The sequence below is a fragment of the Bacillus sp. SIMBA_074 genome, from assembly GCF_046534555.1.
Taxonomy (GTDB): Bacteria; Bacillota; Bacilli; order Bacillales; family Bacillaceae_G; genus Bacillus_A; species Bacillus_A mycoides.
On record NZ_JAWRYM010000033.1, the window covers coordinates 23,908 to 43,109 of the forward strand.

Annotated in this window: 21 protein-coding genes and 1 pseudogene; 12 read left to right on the top strand and 10 right to left on the bottom strand. The window is 35.9% G+C overall.

Annotation, left to right across the window (positions count from 1 at the left end; translation table 11 throughout):
• Positions 1-125: 125 nt before the first annotated feature.
• The 3 genes from SB773_RS24915 to SB773_RS24925 all read left to right on the top strand — a co-directional run bounded on the left by SB773_RS24915 (position 126) and on the right by SB773_RS24925 (position 2,390).
• Positions 126-992 (top strand): SDR family oxidoreductase, encoded by an 867-nt coding sequence (locus tag SB773_RS24915; protein ID WP_060750054.1) that lies wholly within the window; start codon positions 126-128, stop codon positions 990-992.
• 221 nt (positions 993-1,213) lie between these two features.
• Positions 1,214-1,975: a L,D-transpeptidase gene (locus tag SB773_RS24920; RefSeq protein WP_113768958.1), complete on the top strand. Its 762-nt coding sequence runs from the start codon at positions 1,214-1,216 to the stop codon at positions 1,973-1,975.
• Positions 1,976-2,138: 163 nt separating this feature from the next.
• Entirely contained in the window at positions 2,139-2,390 is a 252-nt protein-coding gene (locus SB773_RS24925) for a hypothetical protein (protein ID WP_002029881.1), read from the top strand.
• Between the two features lie 31 nt (positions 2,391-2,421).
• Here SB773_RS24925 and SB773_RS24930 read toward each other — a convergent pair whose 3' ends face one another.
• The 9 genes from SB773_RS24930 to SB773_RS24970 form a co-directional block, all read right to left on the bottom strand.
• The gene (locus tag SB773_RS24930) at positions 2,422-2,637 is read right to left on the bottom strand and encodes a DUF1540 domain-containing protein (RefSeq protein WP_002029883.1); all 216 of its coding nucleotides are present in this window, start codon (positions 2,635-2,637) and stop codon (positions 2,422-2,424) included.
• A gap of 72 nt (positions 2,638-2,709) precedes the next feature.
• Entirely contained in the window at positions 2,710-3,162 is a 453-nt protein-coding gene (locus SB773_RS24935; protein ID WP_410592766.1) for a thioredoxin family protein, read from the bottom strand.
• Positions 3,163-3,174: 12 nt separating this feature from the next.
• On the bottom strand, positions 3,175-3,594 hold the full coding sequence (locus SB773_RS24940) for a disulfide formation protein C (RefSeq protein ID WP_131247288.1): 420 nt from the start codon (positions 3,592-3,594) through the stop codon (positions 3,175-3,177).
• Between the two features lie 166 nt (positions 3,595-3,760).
• Positions 3,761-4,012 carry a YhdB family protein gene (locus SB773_RS24945; RefSeq protein WP_002150460.1) on the bottom strand — a complete coding sequence of 84 codons (252 nt, stop codon included), beginning with the start codon at positions 4,010-4,012 and terminating at the stop codon, positions 3,761-3,763.
• Positions 4,013-4,130: 118 nt separating this feature from the next.
• Entirely contained in the window at positions 4,131-4,640 is a 510-nt protein-coding gene (locus SB773_RS24950) for a PCYCGC motif-containing (lipo)protein (protein ID WP_044444610.1), read from the bottom strand.
• Between the two features lie 45 nt (positions 4,641-4,685).
• Entirely contained in the window at positions 4,686-5,795 is a 1,110-nt protein-coding gene (locus SB773_RS24955) for a GerAB/ArcD/ProY family transporter (RefSeq protein WP_410592769.1), read from the bottom strand.
• 12 nt (positions 5,796-5,807) lie between these two features.
• Positions 5,808-6,890 carry a spore germination protein GerYC gene (gene gerYC / locus SB773_RS24960; RefSeq protein ID WP_113768962.1) on the bottom strand — a complete coding sequence of 361 codons (1,083 nt, stop codon included), beginning with the start codon at positions 6,888-6,890 and terminating at the stop codon, positions 5,808-5,810.
• On the bottom strand, positions 6,887-8,392 hold the full coding sequence (locus SB773_RS24965) for a spore germination protein (protein ID WP_088033964.1): 1,506 nt from the start codon (positions 8,390-8,392) through the stop codon (positions 6,887-6,889). The genes gerYC and SB773_RS24965 overlap by 4 nt, the downstream gene beginning before the upstream one ends.
• 234 nt (positions 8,393-8,626) lie before the next feature.
• Complete coding sequence (locus SB773_RS24970) at positions 8,627-9,223, bottom strand: hypothetical protein (protein WP_410592772.1); 597 nt, start codon at positions 9,221-9,223, stop codon at positions 8,627-8,629.
• A gap of 231 nt (positions 9,224-9,454) precedes the next feature.
• Between SB773_RS24970 and SB773_RS24975 the strand changes: the two genes are divergently transcribed.
• The 3 genes from SB773_RS24975 (at position 9,455) to SB773_RS24985 (ending at position 12,917) form a co-directional block, all read left to right on the top strand.
• On the top strand, positions 9,455-10,015 hold the full coding sequence (locus SB773_RS24975) for a nitroreductase family protein (protein WP_002087479.1): 561 nt from the start codon (positions 9,455-9,457) through the stop codon (positions 10,013-10,015).
• Positions 10,016-10,132: 117 nt separating this feature from the next.
• Positions 10,133-11,548, top strand: coding sequence for a stage V sporulation protein SpoVR (gene spoVR, locus SB773_RS24980; protein WP_044444616.1), 1,416 nt, complete (start codon positions 10,133-10,135; stop codon positions 11,546-11,548).
• 106 nt (positions 11,549-11,654) lie between these two features.
• Entirely contained in the window at positions 11,655-12,917 is a 1,263-nt protein-coding gene (locus SB773_RS24985; protein WP_410592775.1) for a neutral/alkaline non-lysosomal ceramidase N-terminal domain-containing protein, read from the top strand.
• A gap of 128 nt (positions 12,918-13,045) precedes the next feature.
• Here SB773_RS24985 and SB773_RS24990 read toward each other — a convergent pair whose 3' ends face one another.
• Positions 13,046-13,519, bottom strand: coding sequence for a MarR family winged helix-turn-helix transcriptional regulator (locus SB773_RS24990; protein WP_012260356.1), 474 nt, complete (start codon positions 13,517-13,519; stop codon positions 13,046-13,048).
• Between the two features lie 152 nt (positions 13,520-13,671).
• Between SB773_RS24990 and SB773_RS24995 the strand changes: the two genes are divergently transcribed.
• From SB773_RS24995 to SB773_RS25020, 6 genes and pseudogenes are all read left to right on the top strand, one after another.
• The gene (locus SB773_RS24995) at positions 13,672-14,256 is read left to right on the top strand and encodes a DUF3238 domain-containing protein (RefSeq protein WP_410592778.1); all 585 of its coding nucleotides are present in this window, start codon (positions 13,672-13,674) and stop codon (positions 14,254-14,256) included.
• A 136-nt stretch (positions 14,257-14,392) separates the two neighbouring features.
• The gene (locus SB773_RS25000) at positions 14,393-14,977 is read left to right on the top strand and encodes a DUF3238 domain-containing protein (protein ID WP_410592780.1); all 585 of its coding nucleotides are present in this window, start codon (positions 14,393-14,395) and stop codon (positions 14,975-14,977) included.
• 267 nt (positions 14,978-15,244) lie between these two features.
• The gene (gene cdr, locus SB773_RS25005) at positions 15,245-16,909 is read left to right on the top strand and encodes a CoA-disulfide reductase (protein WP_410592782.1); all 1,665 of its coding nucleotides are present in this window, start codon (positions 15,245-15,247) and stop codon (positions 16,907-16,909) included.
• A gap of 185 nt (positions 16,910-17,094) precedes the next feature.
• Complete coding sequence (locus SB773_RS25010; protein WP_000456201.1) at positions 17,095-17,358, top strand: metal-sensitive transcriptional regulator; 264 nt, start codon at positions 17,095-17,097, stop codon at positions 17,356-17,358.
• An 88-nt stretch (positions 17,359-17,446) separates the two neighbouring features.
• A complete protein-coding gene (locus tag SB773_RS25015) occupies positions 17,447-18,007 on the top strand; it encodes a sulfurtransferase TusA family protein (protein WP_410592785.1) in 561 nt (186 codons plus the stop codon).
• Between the two features lie 38 nt (positions 18,008-18,045).
• A pseudogene (locus SB773_RS25020) lies at positions 18,046-19,181 on the top strand (MBL fold metallo-hydrolase).
• Positions 19,182-19,202 lie beyond the last annotated feature (21 nt).

Below are 19,202 nucleotides of genomic sequence, written 5' to 3' on the forward strand. Positions count from 1 at the left end.
AACTCATATTTTATGTCTTAAATTCGAATGTTAACCGTAAAATTGCGTGTGAATTGCGGTTTTTTAATGTGTAAGTAGTTTTTATTATTGTGCACATTATAAGGGGAAAGGAGTTGAAGGAAGTTATGCCACAGCAAAAAAACTTTTTAACGATGCCAGCGCAGCATCAAGATAAACAGCCTGGTATTGAATCGTTAATGAATCCTCTTCCAAAGTTTGAAGATCCTAATTATAAAGGAAGCGAAAAGTTAAAAGGAAAGAGTGTATTAATTACAGGGGGAGATAGTGGGATTGGGAGAGCTGTTTCCATCGCTTTTGCAAAAGAGGGAGCAAATATTGCGATTGCTTATTTAGATGAGGACGAAGATGCGAATGAGACGAAACAACTTGTTGAGAAAGAAGGCGTGAATTGTGTATTGCTGCCGGGGGATTTAAGTAATGAGCAACATTGTAAAGATATTGTGGAAGAGACCGCCCGGCAGCTGGGGAGTTTAAATGTTCTTGTGAATAACGTCGCACAGCAATATCCGCAGCAAGGGCTAGAGTATATTACAGCGGAACAGTTAGAAAAAACGTTCCGTATTAATATTTTTTCTTATTTTCATGTTACAAAAGCAGCCCTCTCTCATTTAAAGCAAGGGGATGTAATTATAAACACGGCATCTATCGTTGCGTATGAAGGAAATGAAACGTTGATTGATTATTCTGCAACGAAAGGAGCGATTGTCGCTTTTACAAGATCGCTATCTCAGTCGTTAGTACAAAAGGGAATTCGTGTAAATGGTGTTGCACCAGGCCCAATTTGGACACCGCTTATTCCATCCAGTTTTGATGAGAAAAAAGTATCACAGTTTGGGAGTAATGTTCCTATGCAAAGGCCTGGTCAGCCGTATGAATTAGCGCCTGCATATGTATATTTAGCGTCTAGTGATTCGGCATATGTAACGGGACAGATGATGCATGTAAATGGTGGAGTAATTGTGAATGGATAGTTTTCATTTATAAGAGCAAAGTAAAGTTAATTGTATTTATCACGCTATTTGCGGGCAGTAAGACTCCTACCTAACAATTCGGTGAATACAAGGAAGTTAGGTGGGAGATAAATGTCCGTAAATGCTCGATTGGTGAAGGCTAATCCTCAATGGGGATGGACAAAATCCCCCAACGAGTAAAGTTTCACTTTATTATGATGTTAGTGCTAGGGAGGATTTAGATGAAGAAAGTATGGTTTATCGCAATCCTATTTTTCTGCCTGCCAACTAGCGTTTTTGCTAATACAGATCATTTAATATTAGTTAACCTTACGACGAATCAGCTGTCTTTTTTTGAAGATGGAAACTATACTAAGACATTTCCGATAACGACAGGAAAAGACAGGACCCCGACGCCTGAGGGTAATTTTTGTATTATAACTAAATATAAAAATAAAGAATACCATCGTAAAAAAATAGCTGGGGGTGCTCCGAATAACCCTCTCGGTACGAGGTGGTTAGGTCTAGATAAAAAGGAATATGCAATTCATGGAACAAATCGGGAATGGACGATTGGAAGCAGGGAGTCGAATGGTTGTATTCGCATGCACGATCGGGACATACAATGGTTATACGACCGGGTACAATTACAGACGAAAGTAATTATTTCTCGTTTTCATACGAGTCCCGAATATGAAGCGTATAAGCTTGGTTATCGGGTTGTGAGTTGGAATGGTCGTAAAGTAGAAGAAGAACAAATTGGAATGCTTACGTTAGTAGATCGTGTAAATATATATTGGCAAGAACCAAATGGACAATTGACGAAAGTAAAAACGGTATTGCCAAATGAAAAATATACAGTGTATTCAAAACGAAAAGATGGAACCTATTATATAGGAAACAATTTGTATATTGTAGATGTAACGGGAGAAAAAATTCGTTATGAGCAATTACCTTATTCGATTTTAAGTAACATATATAAAAGGAAATATAATGTTCCATAATAGCTACCGTGTATAGGCGGTAGCTTATTTGTGATGAAGTTTAGTTGGTTTTAATGATTTCATACCAATCGCGCGCCTGTAAATAGTGAGATAAAAAAATTGAAACAGCAACTATTATGTTTTGCTGAATATAATACAGTACAGACTGGGGGGCGGTCACATTATGAAAAGTGAATTTGCATTTAAAATTTTCTTAATCACGACTTGTTTATTTATCGTGTATTTATATGCGTTACTCGTCTTCTCCTTTTATGTTCCATATATTGATTTAATATTGTTCGTTGGATTTATTTGGGCATTTGTTAAAGCCAGGGAAGGGGAGAAGAGTGTATATCGGCGCATTACTTTATGCGGGACGGTCCTTCTCGTTATTTTGTACTTTTTTATGATGCATGATGTTTGGAGAGGAATGTAAAAAAGCATACGACAATCGTATGCTTTTACGTTTAATATTTCGGTTTAAATGTATGACAACACGTTTCTACACTCGTTGTTACAGAACTTTCAAGCGTCTCGTTTGTTAAAGTAGCGTTTGTATATGAACTGTTTTCAATTTGACCTGCCTCTTGTGCATCAGGTTGAACAACGATTGCACTTGCTTGACAAAGGTTACCTTGTCCCCAAAATGAGCAATTGGAAACAGAGCATTTCACTTCTGGCATAAAACCCCCTCCTCATACATTAGTGTGGGATTTTACGCCCATTTCATGTATAGAAGGAGTTTCCTTTTCTTATTATTTTTTCGTTTGCTCAAGCCACTCTTTTAATTTGTCTTCCGGTTGTTCGCCGCTAATACGGCTCACTTCTTTACCATCTTTAAAATGAATGATTGTTGGAGTTCCTTTAATTTTATATTCATCCCAAGGAGCATCTAATTTTTCAATATCCATAACCTTCATATCGACATTCAAGTCTTTAGCCATTGGTACTACGATAGGAGATAATTTTTGGCAATGAACGCAAGATGTTTGATAAAAGTATACTGTTTGTTCTTTTTTCTCTTTTAAATTCTTTTGGAGATCTGAAAGAGAAATTTTATTTGTGTAGTAGTCAGGACCATCTGGTTGACTAGTAGTATTATCAATTTTTTGGCTCGTTGAAGCACTTTTTTCTTCCATTTGTGTTACAGCGAAAATTGCTGCAAACAAAGCGATAATAATACCACCAAATATAAGCATTTTTTTCATTCTTTCATCTCCTTATTTGTTTTTAATTACAATAAAGCTGCAAATAGCGATTGTGATAAAGCCGATAAGAGCTAAAAACGGGATTGTCACAAAGCCGAACCAGTTTATGTATTCTCCCGTACAAGGTACGCGTCCGCAAGCTGCTCCTGCAGCTGATAGTGCTGAAACTTTTTGAATTGTATAATGATATAAAGAAATACAAGCACCAATACTTGCAATTGGTAAGGAATAACTTGCAATACGATAATCTTTTTTTACTACAGCAATGCCGAGCCATAAAACGAATGGATACATAAAGATACGTTGATACCAGCAAAGGACACAAGGCTCAAATTTCATGATTTCGGAAAAGTATAGGCTACCTAGCGTAGCAATAAAAGAAGCTCCCCATGCAGTAAATAAAGCATACTCTTGCTTTTTTTCTCGTCCCATATTTTATACCTCACTTATAATAGTTACATACTAAATTATAGTATGAAGTAGTACAGAAAAGAAAGAGAAAATATGTTTATCAATAAAAGTTTTGTAAAAGAAAACTTTTATTGATATAAAAATGTTCAAAAAAGCGCCATTCTCTAAGAGAGAATAGCGCTATATTTTACATTTGAATTTGCTCTACTACTTCTTCTACATGTGACTTCTGGGATGCATGGTCAATATATTGAAATAGGAGCTGCAATTGCTTGTCAACTTCTGGCAATTCTTTACTGTATTGATAAGCGTGTAAAAAGTGTTCAATACGCTTAGAAAATAGTTGATCATTCGTTTGAACCATTAAAACGAGTAGTTTATCCCAATTACAGCAATACGTGTAATAGAGAGCTTTGTCATAGTCGTTATATGTTTGCACTGTGTACCCTCCTTACCGAAGAGTTATATATAGTGTGTGACAAGCGAGGAGAAATACACTTGAAAGAATTTGTTAAGAAAAAAAGTGAATGAAAAAAAACGAGGAGTCTCCTCGTTTTTTAAGCTTTTGGCATTGGCGTAGGTGTTGGTTTCCCATATCCTTCTTTGTATTTATTATCAATATAATTACGAATTTCAAGCGTTGATTTTCCTTTTTGTTTCATCGAAGCAGATTCAACTGCGATTTCTAAGCAATTGACGCAAGTTGTTGCGTGGGAATCCCAAACAACTTCACCATTCTTTTTAATTTCACGAATAAAGCAGTTTTTATTGTTTTTATGTCCTACACTCTCACCGCAACCGCAGTAACATGGAATCCAATCTAATAGCTCTGCATTTTGTCCAGCGACAGTGTAGATATCTTTCATTTGCGGATCAAGCTTGTCTAGGAAGGTAGGGAGTGTGTCGACTCCTTTTGTCTTTTCTTGAATATCAGCTTGCTGAGTGTGCGTGGCATGATCATGTTCTTCTTTTGATTCAGAAGATTTTTTTTCATTTGTACCAGTACTCCCGCATCCAGCAAGGATTAAGCTTAGTACTACAAGTAAAGAAAATACATACTTTTTCATTCGCTTGTCCCCTTTACAAATGTATTAACCAAATTGTATCAAATATCATGGTGTGTCGGGTGAAGATTTTTTCGACTGATTTTTGAAGCGCCATCGTAGTGAATGGAATAGAAATAAAATTGGTACATAAACGTAGACAATATACAGACCAGCTTGAGATAGTATTGTATTTAATGTATTGATACTCTCGCGGTTTGTGAAAAATAAGGATGAAATAAATATAGTTGCGATAAAAAATGGCAGTGCAATGTTAAATGGTATGCGAAAAGATTTCTTAGTAATGCAACAAGAAGACCAAATCGTTAAGCAAAGGTTAGGTAAAATAATAAGGAACCATACGAAAATAATTATGTATTCAAATCGCTGAATAAAAGGGATTTTAATAATTTTTAACATTGTTAATGTAGGCCAAATAGTATGATGTAGTTGTCCTTGGCTATAGTACATAAGGGACACGATCGCTAATATTACGTATAGAATGGTTGTAAAAACAATACCACTATGTGCCCATTTATTTAACGATTTTCCTTTTTTAATAAATGGATAAAAAATAAGGATTGCTTCAAATCCAAGAAATTCTAATGCAGATGCTTTAGCTGAATATAGAATGTCTAAAGGTGAATGAGTAAAAATCGGGAAAATGTTACGGACATGTGCATGTTTCATCGGGAAAACTAAGAAAAATAGTACGAAAATCGGTATTACGACGCCCCAAAAACATATTCCTGTTACAGAGCGAAAGCCGCCTCTAATTACGTAGTAAGTCACAAGTAAAAATAGTAAAGTTAATTTCCACGGTTTAATTGTAGGAAAGACCCAAACTTGAATGACTTCAATATATGTACGAAGAACAGTAAGGCAAAATAATAGAAGGTATGCGGCAAAGCACACGGAAAAAAAGGTTCCAATCCACTTTCCGAAACATGTCTTATGAATATTTATTAAATCATTATCTTTTTCTAACATTTTAAGCATGCAAAAGAGCACGATATGAGTTGCAATACCTGCAACAATAAGGGAAATCCAAGCATCATAGCCAGCATATTGCGCAATAATTCGTTGATATCCTAACACACCTACTCCGATTTGAAGGGAGTGTAATAGAAGAAATGCGAAATAAGGGGAAACAGTATTTGTTTTATTTTGTTCAGCCATTATAGCACCTCACTATTCTCCGATACCAGATTGAACGACATTAATTTGCACATTAACGGCAACCTCTACGCTAGGATACATTTCTTGAATTTGTTTTATACTCCATTTTCTTGAGTGGCTACGAATTTCTTCACGTATCCCGATTGGATCGATTTCTTTTTCTTGAAATTGTTTTATTAATTCATTTAAATGTTTTTCAAGTGTGTTCTCCACATGTTTTTTTACATAAGTTATGTTTTTATTTTTTGATAAATCAAGCCAGTCGGGAGCGTTTTTTATGAGTCCATTTAATTTTAAGTGGATGTTAACTTTCGGAATGTCACCGTTTTGGGAAAGGGAACAAAAACTTTTTCCAGATAAGTTTTGAGTTGCGATTAATCCTTTATGTTTACCTTGACGTATCGGAACTTCGTAACGTCCATTGTTAGTTGGATTAATGAGTAATTTAAATAAAAAAGATCCTGTTTTATCTGTATACATAGCTACTTTATCCTTTTTTAAAAAAGCGAGTCCTTTAATGGAAGCAGACTTGTCTTCTGCAACTTGAATGTAAGGAAGAAATGGATCGGAACCTGATGAATAAAAGTTATATAAGAAAATATTTAAAGCTGTCCGAGGGATTGTCTCGGTTTCTATATTTTGCTCCAGTAAATCAGACAGATATAGCGATCCATTTGTTTTGACATGTTTAAGTAGTTTTTCTGTTGAACCATCTACAAGTGCTAGCTGCACATCTCGGCCAATGTTAGGATCACGTTGCAAGTTGTTAATAACATCCCCAATTCCACGTTCGCCAAATGATTTTCCAAATAGGACAACACGCATTTGACCTACAGCGATAGTATGTGGCGATTTGGCGTTTAGGAGTGAAGAGATTGTTTCAATGGTACCAGCGGTAGTTGACTGAGTTTCTGGTTTGGATTGCACTCCTTTTGTGTAATCCGGATATAAAATCGTCCCACGGAATTTTTTATCTTTCGTTATATCGAATCCACCCACATGAATAATTCGCTGCGTATCAACTATATTCGTTTGTGTACAGCCGGATTGGAAAATTAAAATGATAATGGAAAAGCATAGTAAAATATTTTTCATTTTTTCTCACCATCGCGTTTTTCTTTCGCTTTGTTTGGATCATAGCGCCATTTCTTTTTTGGTCTCAGAAAAGAGGCGCGCCCTGCAGTTTGACTAAATGGTAAGCGCAGGAGACCTTCTGCTGTCCCTAAACCGCGAAATGGATATAAAGGTAATAAATAAGGTGATCCAAGTGATTTTAAGCGAATTAAATGAGCTAATATGAATACGAATCCTACAATGAGACCTAAGCCCCCAAATGCACCAGCTAAAAGAATAAGTGGAAATCGTAGTATCCGGATAGTAGAAGACATTTTTACAGTTGGTGTTGTAAAAGAAGCGAGTGCTGATAAAGCAACCGCAATTAATAAAATGGTACTCGTTAAAGCAGCCTGAACAGATGCTTGGCCAATTACAATCCCGCCAACGATGCCGATTGTTTGTCCAACTTTTGTAGGTAATCGTGCTCCAGCTTCACGGAGCAATTCGATTGTGATTTCTAAAAAAAGTGCTTCTAAAATGGGCGGAAAGGGTACATTGGCTCTTGAAAAAATAATCGGACCTAGTAAATCCGCAGGAATCATTTGATAGTGATACGTTAATACAGCTGTATAAATAGCTGATGAAAATAGCGAGAATGCTGCTCCGAAAAAGCGAACCATTCGAAGAAATGAGCCTGCTATCCAGGGTAAATAATAATCTTCTGGAGAGACGAAGAAATCGAGTAATGTCGCCGGTCCAGCTAATGCGTATGGTGAACCATCTGTTAAAATGACAACACCACCATTAATGAGTGCATAAACAGAACGATCTAAGCGCTCTGTAGGTAGTAAAACAGGGAAGGGAGAGTTACTATTATCGCTAATAAATTGTTCGATCATAGTCGCATCGAAAGGAACATCAAAGTCAATGCCTTGTAGGCGCTGCATTGCAGTATTGACGTGCTGATCATTTGTAATGCCTTCGATGTAAGCAACTACGACCTTTGTTTTTGATATAGAACCAACTATAACTTCTTTGAAAACTAATTGTTCTGTTACGATATTTCGCCGAAGTAAGTGTATATTTGTATCGATATTCTCAACGAAGCCGACTTTTGGACCGATGACACTATATTCATTCTCTGTATCGTTATATAACCGTGTACCTAAAACCGAACTTTCAGCACGAATAAGTGCATATTCTGCTGAGTGAGAATCATTTTTTAGCTGAATAAGTACATACCCACTTAATAATTTTTCACGAATATCATCAATAGAAGGGTTGGTGATGATGTCCTCGAGTGTTACGATATTTGCTATATCACTTATATTTTCAATGTGATCTAATTCTCTTTTTATAGGTGTTAAAATGAATCGATTAATGAGGAGTGATTCGGCTGTAGATTTATAATAAAACAAACACAATGTTCCATCGTCTACTACGTTATAAGACACGAAATCACTGGATTCTTTCATAGTGTGGATAAACTCCGGAATAGAACAGAGTGCTTTTTTCTTCTTTTTAGATGATACACGGAACATTTCCTCACCCCTTACACGCATCATTTACTTGTGTTAGTTTTTGGGAAAGACGGGAATTTATACTTGAAAATTGAAAGTTCATAAAGTGAAGGCTAATAATCGGGATTTTACGGGCAGCACGACTCCCACCTAACTTCTTTGCTCCAGTCGAATTTTGAGGTGGGAGTTTTACTACCCAGAAATAGCGGGATAAAGAAAAGGAAGAGTATTGAATATCTCTTCCTTTTTGACAGGCTAATTTGTTTTCTTTTCTTTAATAGACTTCACTAATTTAATCATTTCTGCCCGTATATCTTCTTTTTTAACATTTAATTTTTCCGCAATTTGTTTAATATCCATCCCATCTTTTTTCATTTTTAGTACATCTTCAAGAGGGGTATTACTTTTTTGAGAGATGATTGTTAACACGGTAAGTTGGCGTAAGCCGATGTTATATTCTTTCATTTTTTGTTTCAGTCCATCTGGTGTGGACTTTTGCATATTTGCTAATTTTTGCAGTAGTGCTTTTTTCGTTTCTTTATTCATATGATGCTTTTTCAATTTACTTGGGTCTACACCGAAATGCTCGGCTGTTTTCTCCCAAGATTTATTTTGCTTATAGTAAGCTAAAACGTCCTTAATTTCTTTTTTACTTATTCTTGCAATGTGGGCAGCTTTCCAAATTTCATGTTTATTATAGCCGAGTTTTTCGAGCGACTGCATTTCTTCTTCTGAAATAGGCTTATGATGGTGCATTGTTACTTCTTTTGGCGTGGCAGCGGAAGCAGGAAAGACAGATATCCCGCACAATAATGCTGCCATAGTCATACTTACTGCGATTTTCTTGTACATATAAACTCCTCCTAGATGGGTAATGTGGAAAACTTACACATATCATTTCCATAAAATGTGAAAAACTTGTGAACAAGTTAAGTTTTTTTATTCACAGTATGAAAAGGCGTTTTTATAAGTTTTCCAACATAAAACATTGATTAATAGTGAAAAACTAGGTTATAATCGAAATTGAAAATCAATATCAATAAAAAACTTATACATATAGATAAAAATAAGGGAGAGAAAAATATGACTACATATACTTCCATCGCAAACGTTATTAAAGAAAGACGTTCTGTTCGTACATTTACAGATAAAGCAGTAGAAAAAGAGCTATTAATTGAACTATTAAACGACGCAACATGGGCACCGAATCATAAACACCGTGAACCATGGAATTGTAAATTATACATTGGAGAAGGCCGTCAGAAATTAGTGGACGCAGTACTAAACTCTTTCACAGAAGAAGAAAGAGCGAAACGCGGCAAGATTTTATCTGATCGTTTCTTAAGCACACCTGCACAAATCGTTGTTTACATTAATGAAGATCCGCGTCAAATTCAACGTGACGAAGATTACGCTGCAACATGTGCATTTATGCAAAACTTCCAATTACTTGCTTGGGAACGCGGCTTAGGATGCGTTTGGAAATCAGGTGGATTAAACTACAATCCACTATTTATAGAAGGAATCGGTTTAACAAGAGGTCAACGCATCATTGGAATTCTTCATATCGGCTATTTCGATAAAGCACCAGAAGGAAAAGCTCGTACACCGATTACGGAGAAGATGGAGATCATTGAAGGTTAATTAGAAAGAGGCATTCTCGTTTTTTAAGAGGGTGTCTTTTTATTATGCAATCAATCCTCATGAAAGCTTGTTCCTCATCATACACTTTCTTAAGGGAAAGTGTAAGGAGGGAAAATAATGAGAGCAAGTGATGATAAAGCACTACAATATGCGATTGCTGAAATTACGGAAATTGCGACTGGATTTGGTCTTGATTTTTATCCGATGCGCTATGAAGTATGTCCAGCGGAAATTATCTATACATTTGGTGCATATGGGATGCCGACGAGGTTTTCGCATTGGAGTTTTGGAAAGCAATTTTTCAGAATGAAATTACAATACGATTTAGGACTTAGTAAAATTTATGAACTCGTTATTAACTCTGATCCATGTTACGCCTTTTTATTAGATACGAATTCTTTAATTCAAAATAAATTAATCGTGGCGCACGTTTTAGCACATTGTGATTTCTTCAAAAATAATATTCGTTTTTCTAATACGAAACGCGATATGGTGGAGAGTATGGCAGCGACAGCAGATCGTGTGAAGGCGTATGAACATAAGTATGGAAGAGAAGAGGTAGAAACATTTTTAGATGCCGTACTTGCCATTCAAGAACATATTGATCCATCGCTTATGCGTCCGAAACTTGCATGGAGTATTGAAGATTTAGAAGAGGATGTAGAAAAGAAAAAGATATCACAGTACGATGATTTATGGAATTTAGATGATCGAAACAAAAAGAGAGAACGACCTAATATGCATAAAAAGAAGAAAATCCCACCGCAGCCAGAAAAAGATTTACTCCTCTTTATTGAAGAATATAGCCGTGAGCTAGAAGAGTGGCAGCGCGACATATTAACGATGATGCGTGAAGAAATGTTATACTTCTGGCCACAGCTTGAAACGAAGATTATGAATGAAGGTTGGGCTTCCTTCTGGCATCAACGCATACTTCGTGAAATGGACTTAACATCTGGTGAAGCAATTGAATTTGCGAAATTAAATGCAGGTGTCGTACAGCCATCAAAAACAAGTATTAATCCATACTACCTCGGTATTAAAATGTTCGAAGATATTGAAGAGCGCTATAACAACCCGACAGAAGAAATGAAACGACGCGGTGTGAAACCTGGTTCTGGTCGTGACAAAATCTTTGAAGTACGGGAAATTGAATGGGATGTATCGTTCCTAAGAAACTATTTAAATAAAAAACTTGTAATGAGAGAAGATATGTACTTATTCCAGCGCCAAGGAAAAGAATATAAAGTAATTGATAAAGAATGGGAGCATGTACGCGATCAACTCGTAAATATGCGCACAAATGGAGGTTTCCCGTACTTAGTAGTAGAAGATGGAGACTACTTAAAGAATGGGGAATTGTACATTAAACATAGCTATGAAGGAATTGAGTTAGATTTAAAATACTTAGAAAAAGTATTACCGTATCTTCATCAGCTATGGGGAAGAACAGTGCATATGGAATCGATTGTGGAGAGTAAGGGCGTTGTGTTTTCTTATGATGGGAAGATGGTGCATCGGAAGTATGTGTGATGAAAAGAACGGACATAGAATTTCTTGTCCGTTCTTTTTATTTTGAAAATGGTAAATATGCTATTCTTGAAGAGAGGGAGTTACATAGAGAAATGGAGCGATTCAAATGAGCAAAGTAGGGGTGTGCAAGGTGGATATTACGCCGCCTATAGGTATTGATTTTATCGGATATCATAGAGATACAGGGATTAATAATATTGAAGATCACATTTATGGGACAATTTTTGTATTTGAAAAAGATGAAATGAAAACTGTGTTTATAAGTATTGATAATATCGGAATGTTAGTAGAAGATACGACGATGATTCGTGAACGAGTAGCTAGTGAGCTGAATGAGCCGTTGCAGCAAATAACTGTCGTTTATACACATACTCATTCTGGTCCGGAAACAGTCGGTGATCATCCTTTAATAAAGTCGTATAAAACGATTTTACTAAATAATGTAGTGCAGGGTGCTATTACTGCGAATAATAATATGCGGTCATGTGAAGTTGGGTGGGATGTTACGACAGGTGATATTGGAGTAAACCGAAGAGAGAGGACACCTGATGGAAAAGCAAAGATGGGCATAAATATAGAGGGTATTGTAGATAAAAGAATTGGTGTTTTAGCAATGAGAAATGCTGAGTCAAAGGAGTTAGCTGGGGTCATTGTATTTTGTACTGCTCATCCGAATGTTTTAAAAGGGGATAGCGATGTATTATCAGCAGATTATCCTGGAATGACGCGAGAGATTCTGGAGAAAATAGTAAACTGTCCTGTTATTATTGTTCAAGGTGCTGCTGGAAACGTGAATGCGAAGTATCGTGGTTCACAGGAAGCATTAAAACAAATGGCTTACGCACTCAGTGGACATGTGTTAACGATATTACCAACAGTTACATATAGACCAATTGTAAATCTAAGAACTATTTCGACGATGATGCAAATGAAGTTAAAGGATATTCCAGAAATTGAAGAGATAAAAAGAATGGCCCAATTAGCTGAGAAGCAGTGGGGTGTGAATACTGACGAATGGCTTGCTATTGTTTTAGATAAGCATAGGAAAAACATTAGGCACTTAAGTATCGATTTAGAAATTCAATTGTTTCAAATTAATGATGGTATATTCTCTGGAATACCGATGGAACCTTTTTCAGAAACTGCTTTAGAAATGAAAGAGAGTGTTCAAAATGAACTAGCTTTCTTTGGTGGCTATACGAATGGATATATTGGTTACTTACCGACAAAAGAGGAGTATGCATATGGTGGATATGAAGTGGAATTAAATCCTGTTGTGTATGGGCCAGTTACAAACTTGTTGATGCCGCCAGAGGAGAATACGGCAGAGCTGATCGTGCAGAGAGTTACGGAATTATATAATGTATAAAATATGGGTATCCCATATATTTAAAACAAAATTTAAAGGAATCAATGATTTTAATAAAGCTGTAAAAAACGAATCCATTTTGAAAAAGAATAATCAAAATGGATTCGTTTTTTATATGGAGTTTTTGTTTACCAAACAGGTCGTATGCTCGATGATAATTTTCCTGTATTTTCTTTAGTAACGAATGTTGTTAAATCCTCTTTAAGCATTTGCATTCGTTCTGCACCTATGTTTGCAATCCATCGTTGTTCTATTTCAGCTACTATTTCTTCTTTTGCTTTCATTACTGCTAAACCACGCTCGGTTAAAACAATAATTTTACCTCTTTTATCAGTAGGATGCGTTTGGCGCGTGACATAACCACTGTTCTCAAGAGAATCTACCATTTTACTTATGGCTTGTTTTGAAACCCCTAAAGATTCAGCTAGTTCTATACCGGTTGCCCCATTAGGAAGGATGCGTTTGAACATAAAACCATGCGCTGGCCTAATATCTTCAAATCCTAATTCACTTAATTTGTCATGTAGTTCAGTAATTAATGTGCTGAAAGATAGTGATAAAAGTGATGTAAGATCTAGTTCGTTAAGTGTTTGATGAGTCATGTATATAACCTCCTTACTTATAGTCAATTAAATTGACTATAAGTAGAATCTATTGTACTATACAGGATATAGTCAATCAAATTGACTATATAATAGTAATAGAACAAATAATGATTTATCTAAATAATATCAATGAATTATGGAGGTTTCACATGGTTAATATCGTTAAAATTAGAGGGAGTGTATTTGCATCGTATGCTTTGCTGAAACCTATTCAGGATCCTGCGACGGGAAGAGTGTTTGAATATGCCGGAGATGCACGTGAATTTACACCATACTCTGTGAGCACAAAGCGTTCAAGATTAGAACAAGAAGTGGTTGTTGATTTTTATAAAAGAGAAATTTTTACATATGCAGATGCTTGTATCGTTACTGTGAAAATTACAAATCCAGATGGCTCAATTGAGTATCAAAAAGGAGAAACAAGTACAGAAAACATTGCATGTACAAATATTGTATGGAGTGAAGATGAAGTTTCATTTGAAATGAGAGCAAGTGCAAGTAATCCGTTAAACGGGGCAGCACCTGCAGCTGATTATTTTTTGACTATACGAGTTAATGAAAGTGGTACTGTGCATGTTGAAGGTTTACATGATGGTTTTCCTTGCTATGAATTTTATAAACAAATCGACTTTGGTTCATTTGAATTAATATATACACATGATTTCAGGAAAACGGATGATACCCCAGCAGCACTAGCTGGAGAAATGGAATATAGCTTTAAAACGAAAATCTAGATATAAATATAGCGCTATTTTTTAGAAGGAAGTAGCAAACGTAAAAGAGAAAGCTATTGGTTCTAGGATTGAAATTGTGGTCTATTTTATTCAATAGTATGCAGTATATAAAATTAGAATTACAGGGGTGTTTCTTATGAAGAATATCGTTAAAATTAGAGCCAGTGTATTTATTCCAATGTCTTGGACAGAACCACAGAAGGATGTACAAACCGGAAAAGTAATCCAATTCGAAGGTGATTCACGTGAATTTACACCACATGCGGTAAATACTATGCGCTCTAGAGTTGAGCAAGAGGTAGTAGTGGACTTTTATAAAGAAGAAGTGTTTTCATATGCAAACACAGGTATTACGACAGAGAAGGTTACAAATCCAGATGGTTCTGTGAATAAAAGAACAGGAAAAGCGAGTACTGAAAATATTGTGTGTACTGATATTGTATGGAATTCTGAGGGTGTGCAATTCAAAATGAGTGCAAGTGCAAGTAATCCGTTAAATGTATATGCACCTCCTGTGGACTATTTATTAACTGTATGTGTGAAAAAGGATGGGAGTATTGATATTCAAGGAGAGCATGATGGATTCCCTTGTTATGAATTTTATAAACAAGTAGATTTCGGTTCATTTGAACAAATTTATACACATGATTTTAGAGAAACTGGTGATACAGCTGCAGCGTTAGGTGGAGATATGGATTATAGTTTTACAAAGAGATTATAGGAAGTATGACAAATTACTTCATTCGTAAATGAATTCAGCCGTCAAAAATAAGTATTACTCTATACTACGCCGCCTTTAGGCATGGATTTAATCATACAGAAAGGAACCTGGAGATATCTAGGTTCTTTTTTGTTTCGAATTTGTGAACAAAAGATATATATATTGAAAATGATTTTTGTATATTTTATTATATACCCATACGGGTATGAGTTTTTTGTGTGTAATACATGGAGAAATTAAATAATAAACAACATGGAGGTTTAAAATATGTCTAGAAAAATTGTTGTAGTAGGTGGAGTTGCTGGTGGAGCATCAGTAGCTACAAGGCTTCGTCGCTTAAGTGAAGAAGATGAAATTATTATGGTTGAACGCGGTGAATATATTTCATTTGCAAACTGTGGATTACCATACTATATTGGCGGTGTAATTACAGAAAGACAAAAACTATTAGTGCAGACAGTTGAAAAGATGTCAAAGCGCTTTAATTTAGATATACGTGTATTGAGTGAAGTAGTAAAAATTAATAAAGAAGAGAAAACAATTATTATAAAGAATGTAACTACAAATGAAACATATAACGAGGAATATGATGTTTTAATTCTTTCACCAGGGGCGAAACCAATTGTTCCACCTATTCCGGGTATTGAAGAAGCGAAGGCGTTGTTTACGTTACGAAATGTACCTGATACAGATCGTATTAAAGCGTACATTGATGAGAAGAAACCACATCATGCGACGGTTATTGGTGGTGGATTTATTGGAGTAGAAATGGTTGAAAACTTAAGAGAACGAGGAATTGATGTTACTCTCGTAGAGATGGCCAATCAAGTGATGCCACCGATTGATTATGAAATGGCGGCATATGTATACGAGCATATGAAAAAGCACAATGTTGAGCTTATTTTTGAAGACGGTGTAGATGCATTAGAGGAGAATGGGAGTATTGTACGTCTAAAGAGTGGGTCAATTATAAAGACAGATATGCTTATTTTAGCAATTGGTGTACAACCAGAGAGTAGTTTAGCGAAGGATGCAGGATTAGAGCTAGGAGTTAGAGGAACGATAAAAGTAAATGAGAAATTTCAAACATCGGACCAACATATATATGCAATTGGTGATGCGATTGAGGTGAAAGGTTTTGTTACAGAAACAGAAACAATGATTCCTTTAGCGTGGCCGGCTAATCGTCAAGGCCGCATGTTAGCAGATATTATTCATGGTCATACGGATTCTTTATATAAAGGTACGATGGGAACTTCAGTGGCTAAAGTTTTTGATTTAACAGTTGCTTCGACTGGAGTAAATGAAAAAATATTAAAACGATTAAATATACCCTATGAGGTAGTACATGTACAGGCCAATTCTCATGCTGGATACTATCCAAATGCTACGCCAGTACTAATAAAATTAATTTTTAATAAAGAGAGTGGGAAAATTTATGGGGCACAGGCTTTAGGACGTGACGGGGTAGATAAGCGTATCGATGTTATTGCAACGGCAATGAAGGCGAATTTAACTGTAATTGATTTACCGGATTTAGAATTATCATATGCACCACCGTATTCTTCCGCAAAAGATCCAGTAAACATGGTAGGGTATGCGGCAAGTAATATAGTAGATGGTTTTGTTGATACAGTACAATGGCATGAAATTGATCGTATTGTTGAAAATGATGGATATCTGATTGATGTTCGAGATCCTAATGAATTAAAGCAAGGAATGATCAAAGGTTCTATTAATATTCCATTAGATGAATTACGTGATCGCTTGGATGAAGTGCCATTAGATAAAGAAATATATATTACTTGTCAGCTTGGTATGAGGGGATATGTTGCAGCACGTATGTTAATGGAAAAAGGATATAGGGTAAAAAATGTAGATGGTGGCTTTAAATTATACGGAACAGTATTACCAGACCGGATTGTATATTGATATTTGTTCATCTTTCACTTCAAAATTTGGTGGAGGATGAAACCCCATGGATTAAGGTTTCACTTTTTGTTTTGCGAACATGTAAGATGAAAAATAAAAATAGGGGTTTACAAAATACCCTGCAGGGTATAATATATTGTCATAAGTTATAAATGGTGACATAATGGTAATGAGGTGATTATAGAATGGAATACAATCAAGATATGAAAAATAGATTGAAACGTATTGAAGGTCAAGTTCGTGGTGTGCTTCGCATGATGGAAGAGGGAAAAGATTGCCGAGATGTTATTACACAGTTAACTGCATCCCGTTCTGCACTTGATCGTACAATTGGACTCGTTGTTGGAACAAATTTAGAGCAATGTTTGCGCGAGCAGTTTGAGACAGGTAATGGCTCAAATGAAGAGTTAATTAAAGAAGCTGTTCAATTACTTGTAAAAAGCAGATAATCTGTCAAACGTATGTGTTGACAGATTTTCAAAAACATTTTATTATACCCCTACAGGTATACGTATAATAACTAGGGAGGAAATGACGATGAGTATAAAAGTGGATACGAGTTTAGATTGTAAAGGATTGGCTTGTCCGATGCCGATTGTGAAGACAAAAAAGGCGATGGAAGGGTTAGCATCAGGGAAAGTTATTGAAATAGAGGCGACGGATAAAGGTTCTACGCTAGATATTCAAAGTTGGTCAAGTAAAGTAGGTCATCAATATATTGGAACGAAACAAGAGGGAGATATATTAAAGCATTATGTACGAAAATCCCATGAACATGAAGTAAATGAAGTTGTAAAGTATCCTCATACAATTACGAATGAGGAATTGCAAGATATATTGTTAAGTAGTGAAGAGTGCACTGTGCTAGATGTTCGCGAAGCAGCGGAATTTGCCTTTGGTCATATTCCATCCGCAATTTCGGTGCCGTTAGGTGAATTAGATAGTGCTTTGTTAGACAGTGCGAAACCAATTTATGTTGTTTGCCGAACGGGTAATCGTAGTGATATAGCGTGTCAAATGTTGAAAGAAAAAGGTTTTTCAAATGTGAAAAATGTCATTCCTGGTATGTTAGAGTGGCAAGGAAATGTGGAGAAATAAAATTTTTTAAATATAAATATACCTCAGGGGGTAATTGAATGAGTGTTAAACCGTTACAAGCAAAAGATGTCGCAGAGAAAGTTTTATTCGGAGAATTGTTTATTTTAGATGTTCGTAATGAAAGGGACTATGAAGATTGGAAAATTGAAGGAAAACAAGTTTCTTCTATAAATAAACCGTATTTTGACTTATTAGATGGTGTAGATCATGTCGTAGATGAATTGCCGAGGGAGAAAGAAATTTTAGTCGTATGTGCGAAAGAAGGTTCTTCGCAGTTTGTTGCAGAGCAATTGTTACATGCTGGTTTCAATAATGTTTATTATTTAGCTGGCGGTATGAAAGCTTGGAGTGAGTATGTGAAGCCGGTAAAGGTAGGGGATATACAGGGCGGGGAAGTATATATCAATTTAATCGTCTTGGAAAAGGATGCTTATCTTATATGGTAGTTTCAAAGGGTGAAGCAGCAGTCATTGATGCGGTGAGAACGATTGAAGTATACGAAGATTTTGCAAAAGAGCACGGAGCTACTATTACTAATGTAATAGATACACATCTACATGCAGATCATATTTCTGGTGGGCGTAAGTTAGCTGAAAAAGTAGGCGGTACGTATTGGTTACCTCCAAAAGATGCGGAGGAAGTCGTTTTTTCTTACGAACCGCTTATAGAAAGTACTGTTATTACGGTGGGGGGTACCCTAATTCATATTGATGCGCTATACTCACCAGGGCATACGATTGGAAGTACATCATTTATTATTGATGAGACGTATTTATTATCAGGGGACATATTATTTGTAGATTCAATTGGCCGCCCGGATCTTGCTGGGAAGGCGGAAGACTGGGTAGGGGATTTGCGAAATACTTTATATAAACGTTATAAGGAATTATCTCAAGATTTAATTGTTTTACCGGCTCATTATTCAAAAATAAGTGAAATGGATGAGAAAGGTATTGTGCGTGCGAACCTACAAAATCTATTCAAGGAGAATGTAGGATTAAATATTGCCGATGAGGTAGAGTTTCGTAAAACTGTGACAGAGAACTTACCGCCTCAGCCGAATGCTTATGAAGAAATTCGTCAAACGAATATGGGTAAGATTTATCCGAATGTGGAAGAAGAGCGTGAAATGGAGATTGGTCCAAATCGCTGTGCAGTTCATGATTCATTATAAAATAACAAACTGGAGGAATAG

Bases quoted from the DNA above. Each gene is read 5' to 3' on its own strand.
- SB773_RS24925 (WP_002029881.1), top strand. From the start codon at position 2,139: ATGAAAAGTGAATTTGCATTTAAAATTTTCTTAATCACGACTTGTTTA.
- SB773_RS24935 (WP_410592766.1), bottom strand. From the start codon at position 3,162: ATGAAAAAAATGCTTATATTTGGTGGTATTATTATCGCTTTGTTTGCA.
- SB773_RS24920 (WP_113768958.1), top strand. From the start codon at position 1,214: ATGAAGAAAGTATGGTTTATCGCAATCCTATTTTTCTGCCTGCCAACT.
- SB773_RS24915 (WP_060750054.1), top strand. From the start codon at position 126: ATGCCACAGCAAAAAAACTTTTTAACGATGCCAGCGCAGCATCAAGAT.
- SB773_RS24955 (WP_410592769.1), bottom strand. From the start codon at position 5,795: ATGGCTGAACAAAATAAAACAAATACTGTTTCCCCTTATTTCGCATTT.
- cdr (WP_410592782.1), top strand. From the start codon at position 15,245: ATGTCTAGAAAAATTGTTGTAGTAGGTGGAGTTGCTGGTGGAGCATCA.
- SB773_RS24970 (WP_410592772.1), bottom strand. From the start codon at position 9,223: ATGTACAAGAAAATCGCAGTAAGTATGACTATGGCAGCATTATTGTGC.
- SB773_RS24930 (WP_002029883.1), bottom strand. From the start codon at position 2,637: ATGCCAGAAGTGAAATGCTCTGTTTCCAATTGCTCATTTTGGGGACAA.
- SB773_RS25010 (WP_000456201.1), top strand. From the start codon at position 17,095: ATGGAATACAATCAAGATATGAAAAATAGATTGAAACGTATTGAAGGT.
- SB773_RS24990 (WP_012260356.1), bottom strand. From the start codon at position 13,519: ATGACTCATCAAACACTTAACGAACTAGATCTTACATCACTTTTATCA.
- SB773_RS24965 (WP_088033964.1), bottom strand. From the start codon at position 8,392: ATGTTCCGTGTATCATCTAAAAAGAAGAAAAAAGCACTCTGTTCTATT.
- SB773_RS24940 (WP_131247288.1), bottom strand. From the start codon at position 3,594: ATGGGACGAGAAAAAAAGCAAGAGTATGCTTTATTTACTGCATGGGGA.
- SB773_RS25000 (WP_410592780.1), top strand. From the start codon at position 14,393: ATGAAGAATATCGTTAAAATTAGAGCCAGTGTATTTATTCCAATGTCT.
- SB773_RS24985 (WP_410592775.1), top strand. From the start codon at position 11,655: ATGAGCAAAGTAGGGGTGTGCAAGGTGGATATTACGCCGCCTATAGGT.
- SB773_RS24950 (WP_044444610.1), bottom strand. From the start codon at position 4,640: ATGAAAAAGTATGTATTTTCTTTACTTGTAGTACTAAGCTTAATCCTT.
- gerYC (WP_113768962.1), bottom strand. From the start codon at position 6,890: ATGAAAAATATTTTACTATGCTTTTCCATTATCATTTTAATTTTCCAA.
- SB773_RS25015 (WP_410592785.1), top strand. From the start codon at position 17,447: ATGAGTATAAAAGTGGATACGAGTTTAGATTGTAAAGGATTGGCTTGT.
- spoVR (WP_044444616.1), top strand. From the start codon at position 10,133: ATGAGAGCAAGTGATGATAAAGCACTACAATATGCGATTGCTGAAATT.
- SB773_RS24995 (WP_410592778.1), top strand. From the start codon at position 13,672: ATGGTTAATATCGTTAAAATTAGAGGGAGTGTATTTGCATCGTATGCT.
- SB773_RS24975 (WP_002087479.1), top strand. From the start codon at position 9,455: ATGACTACATATACTTCCATCGCAAACGTTATTAAAGAAAGACGTTCT.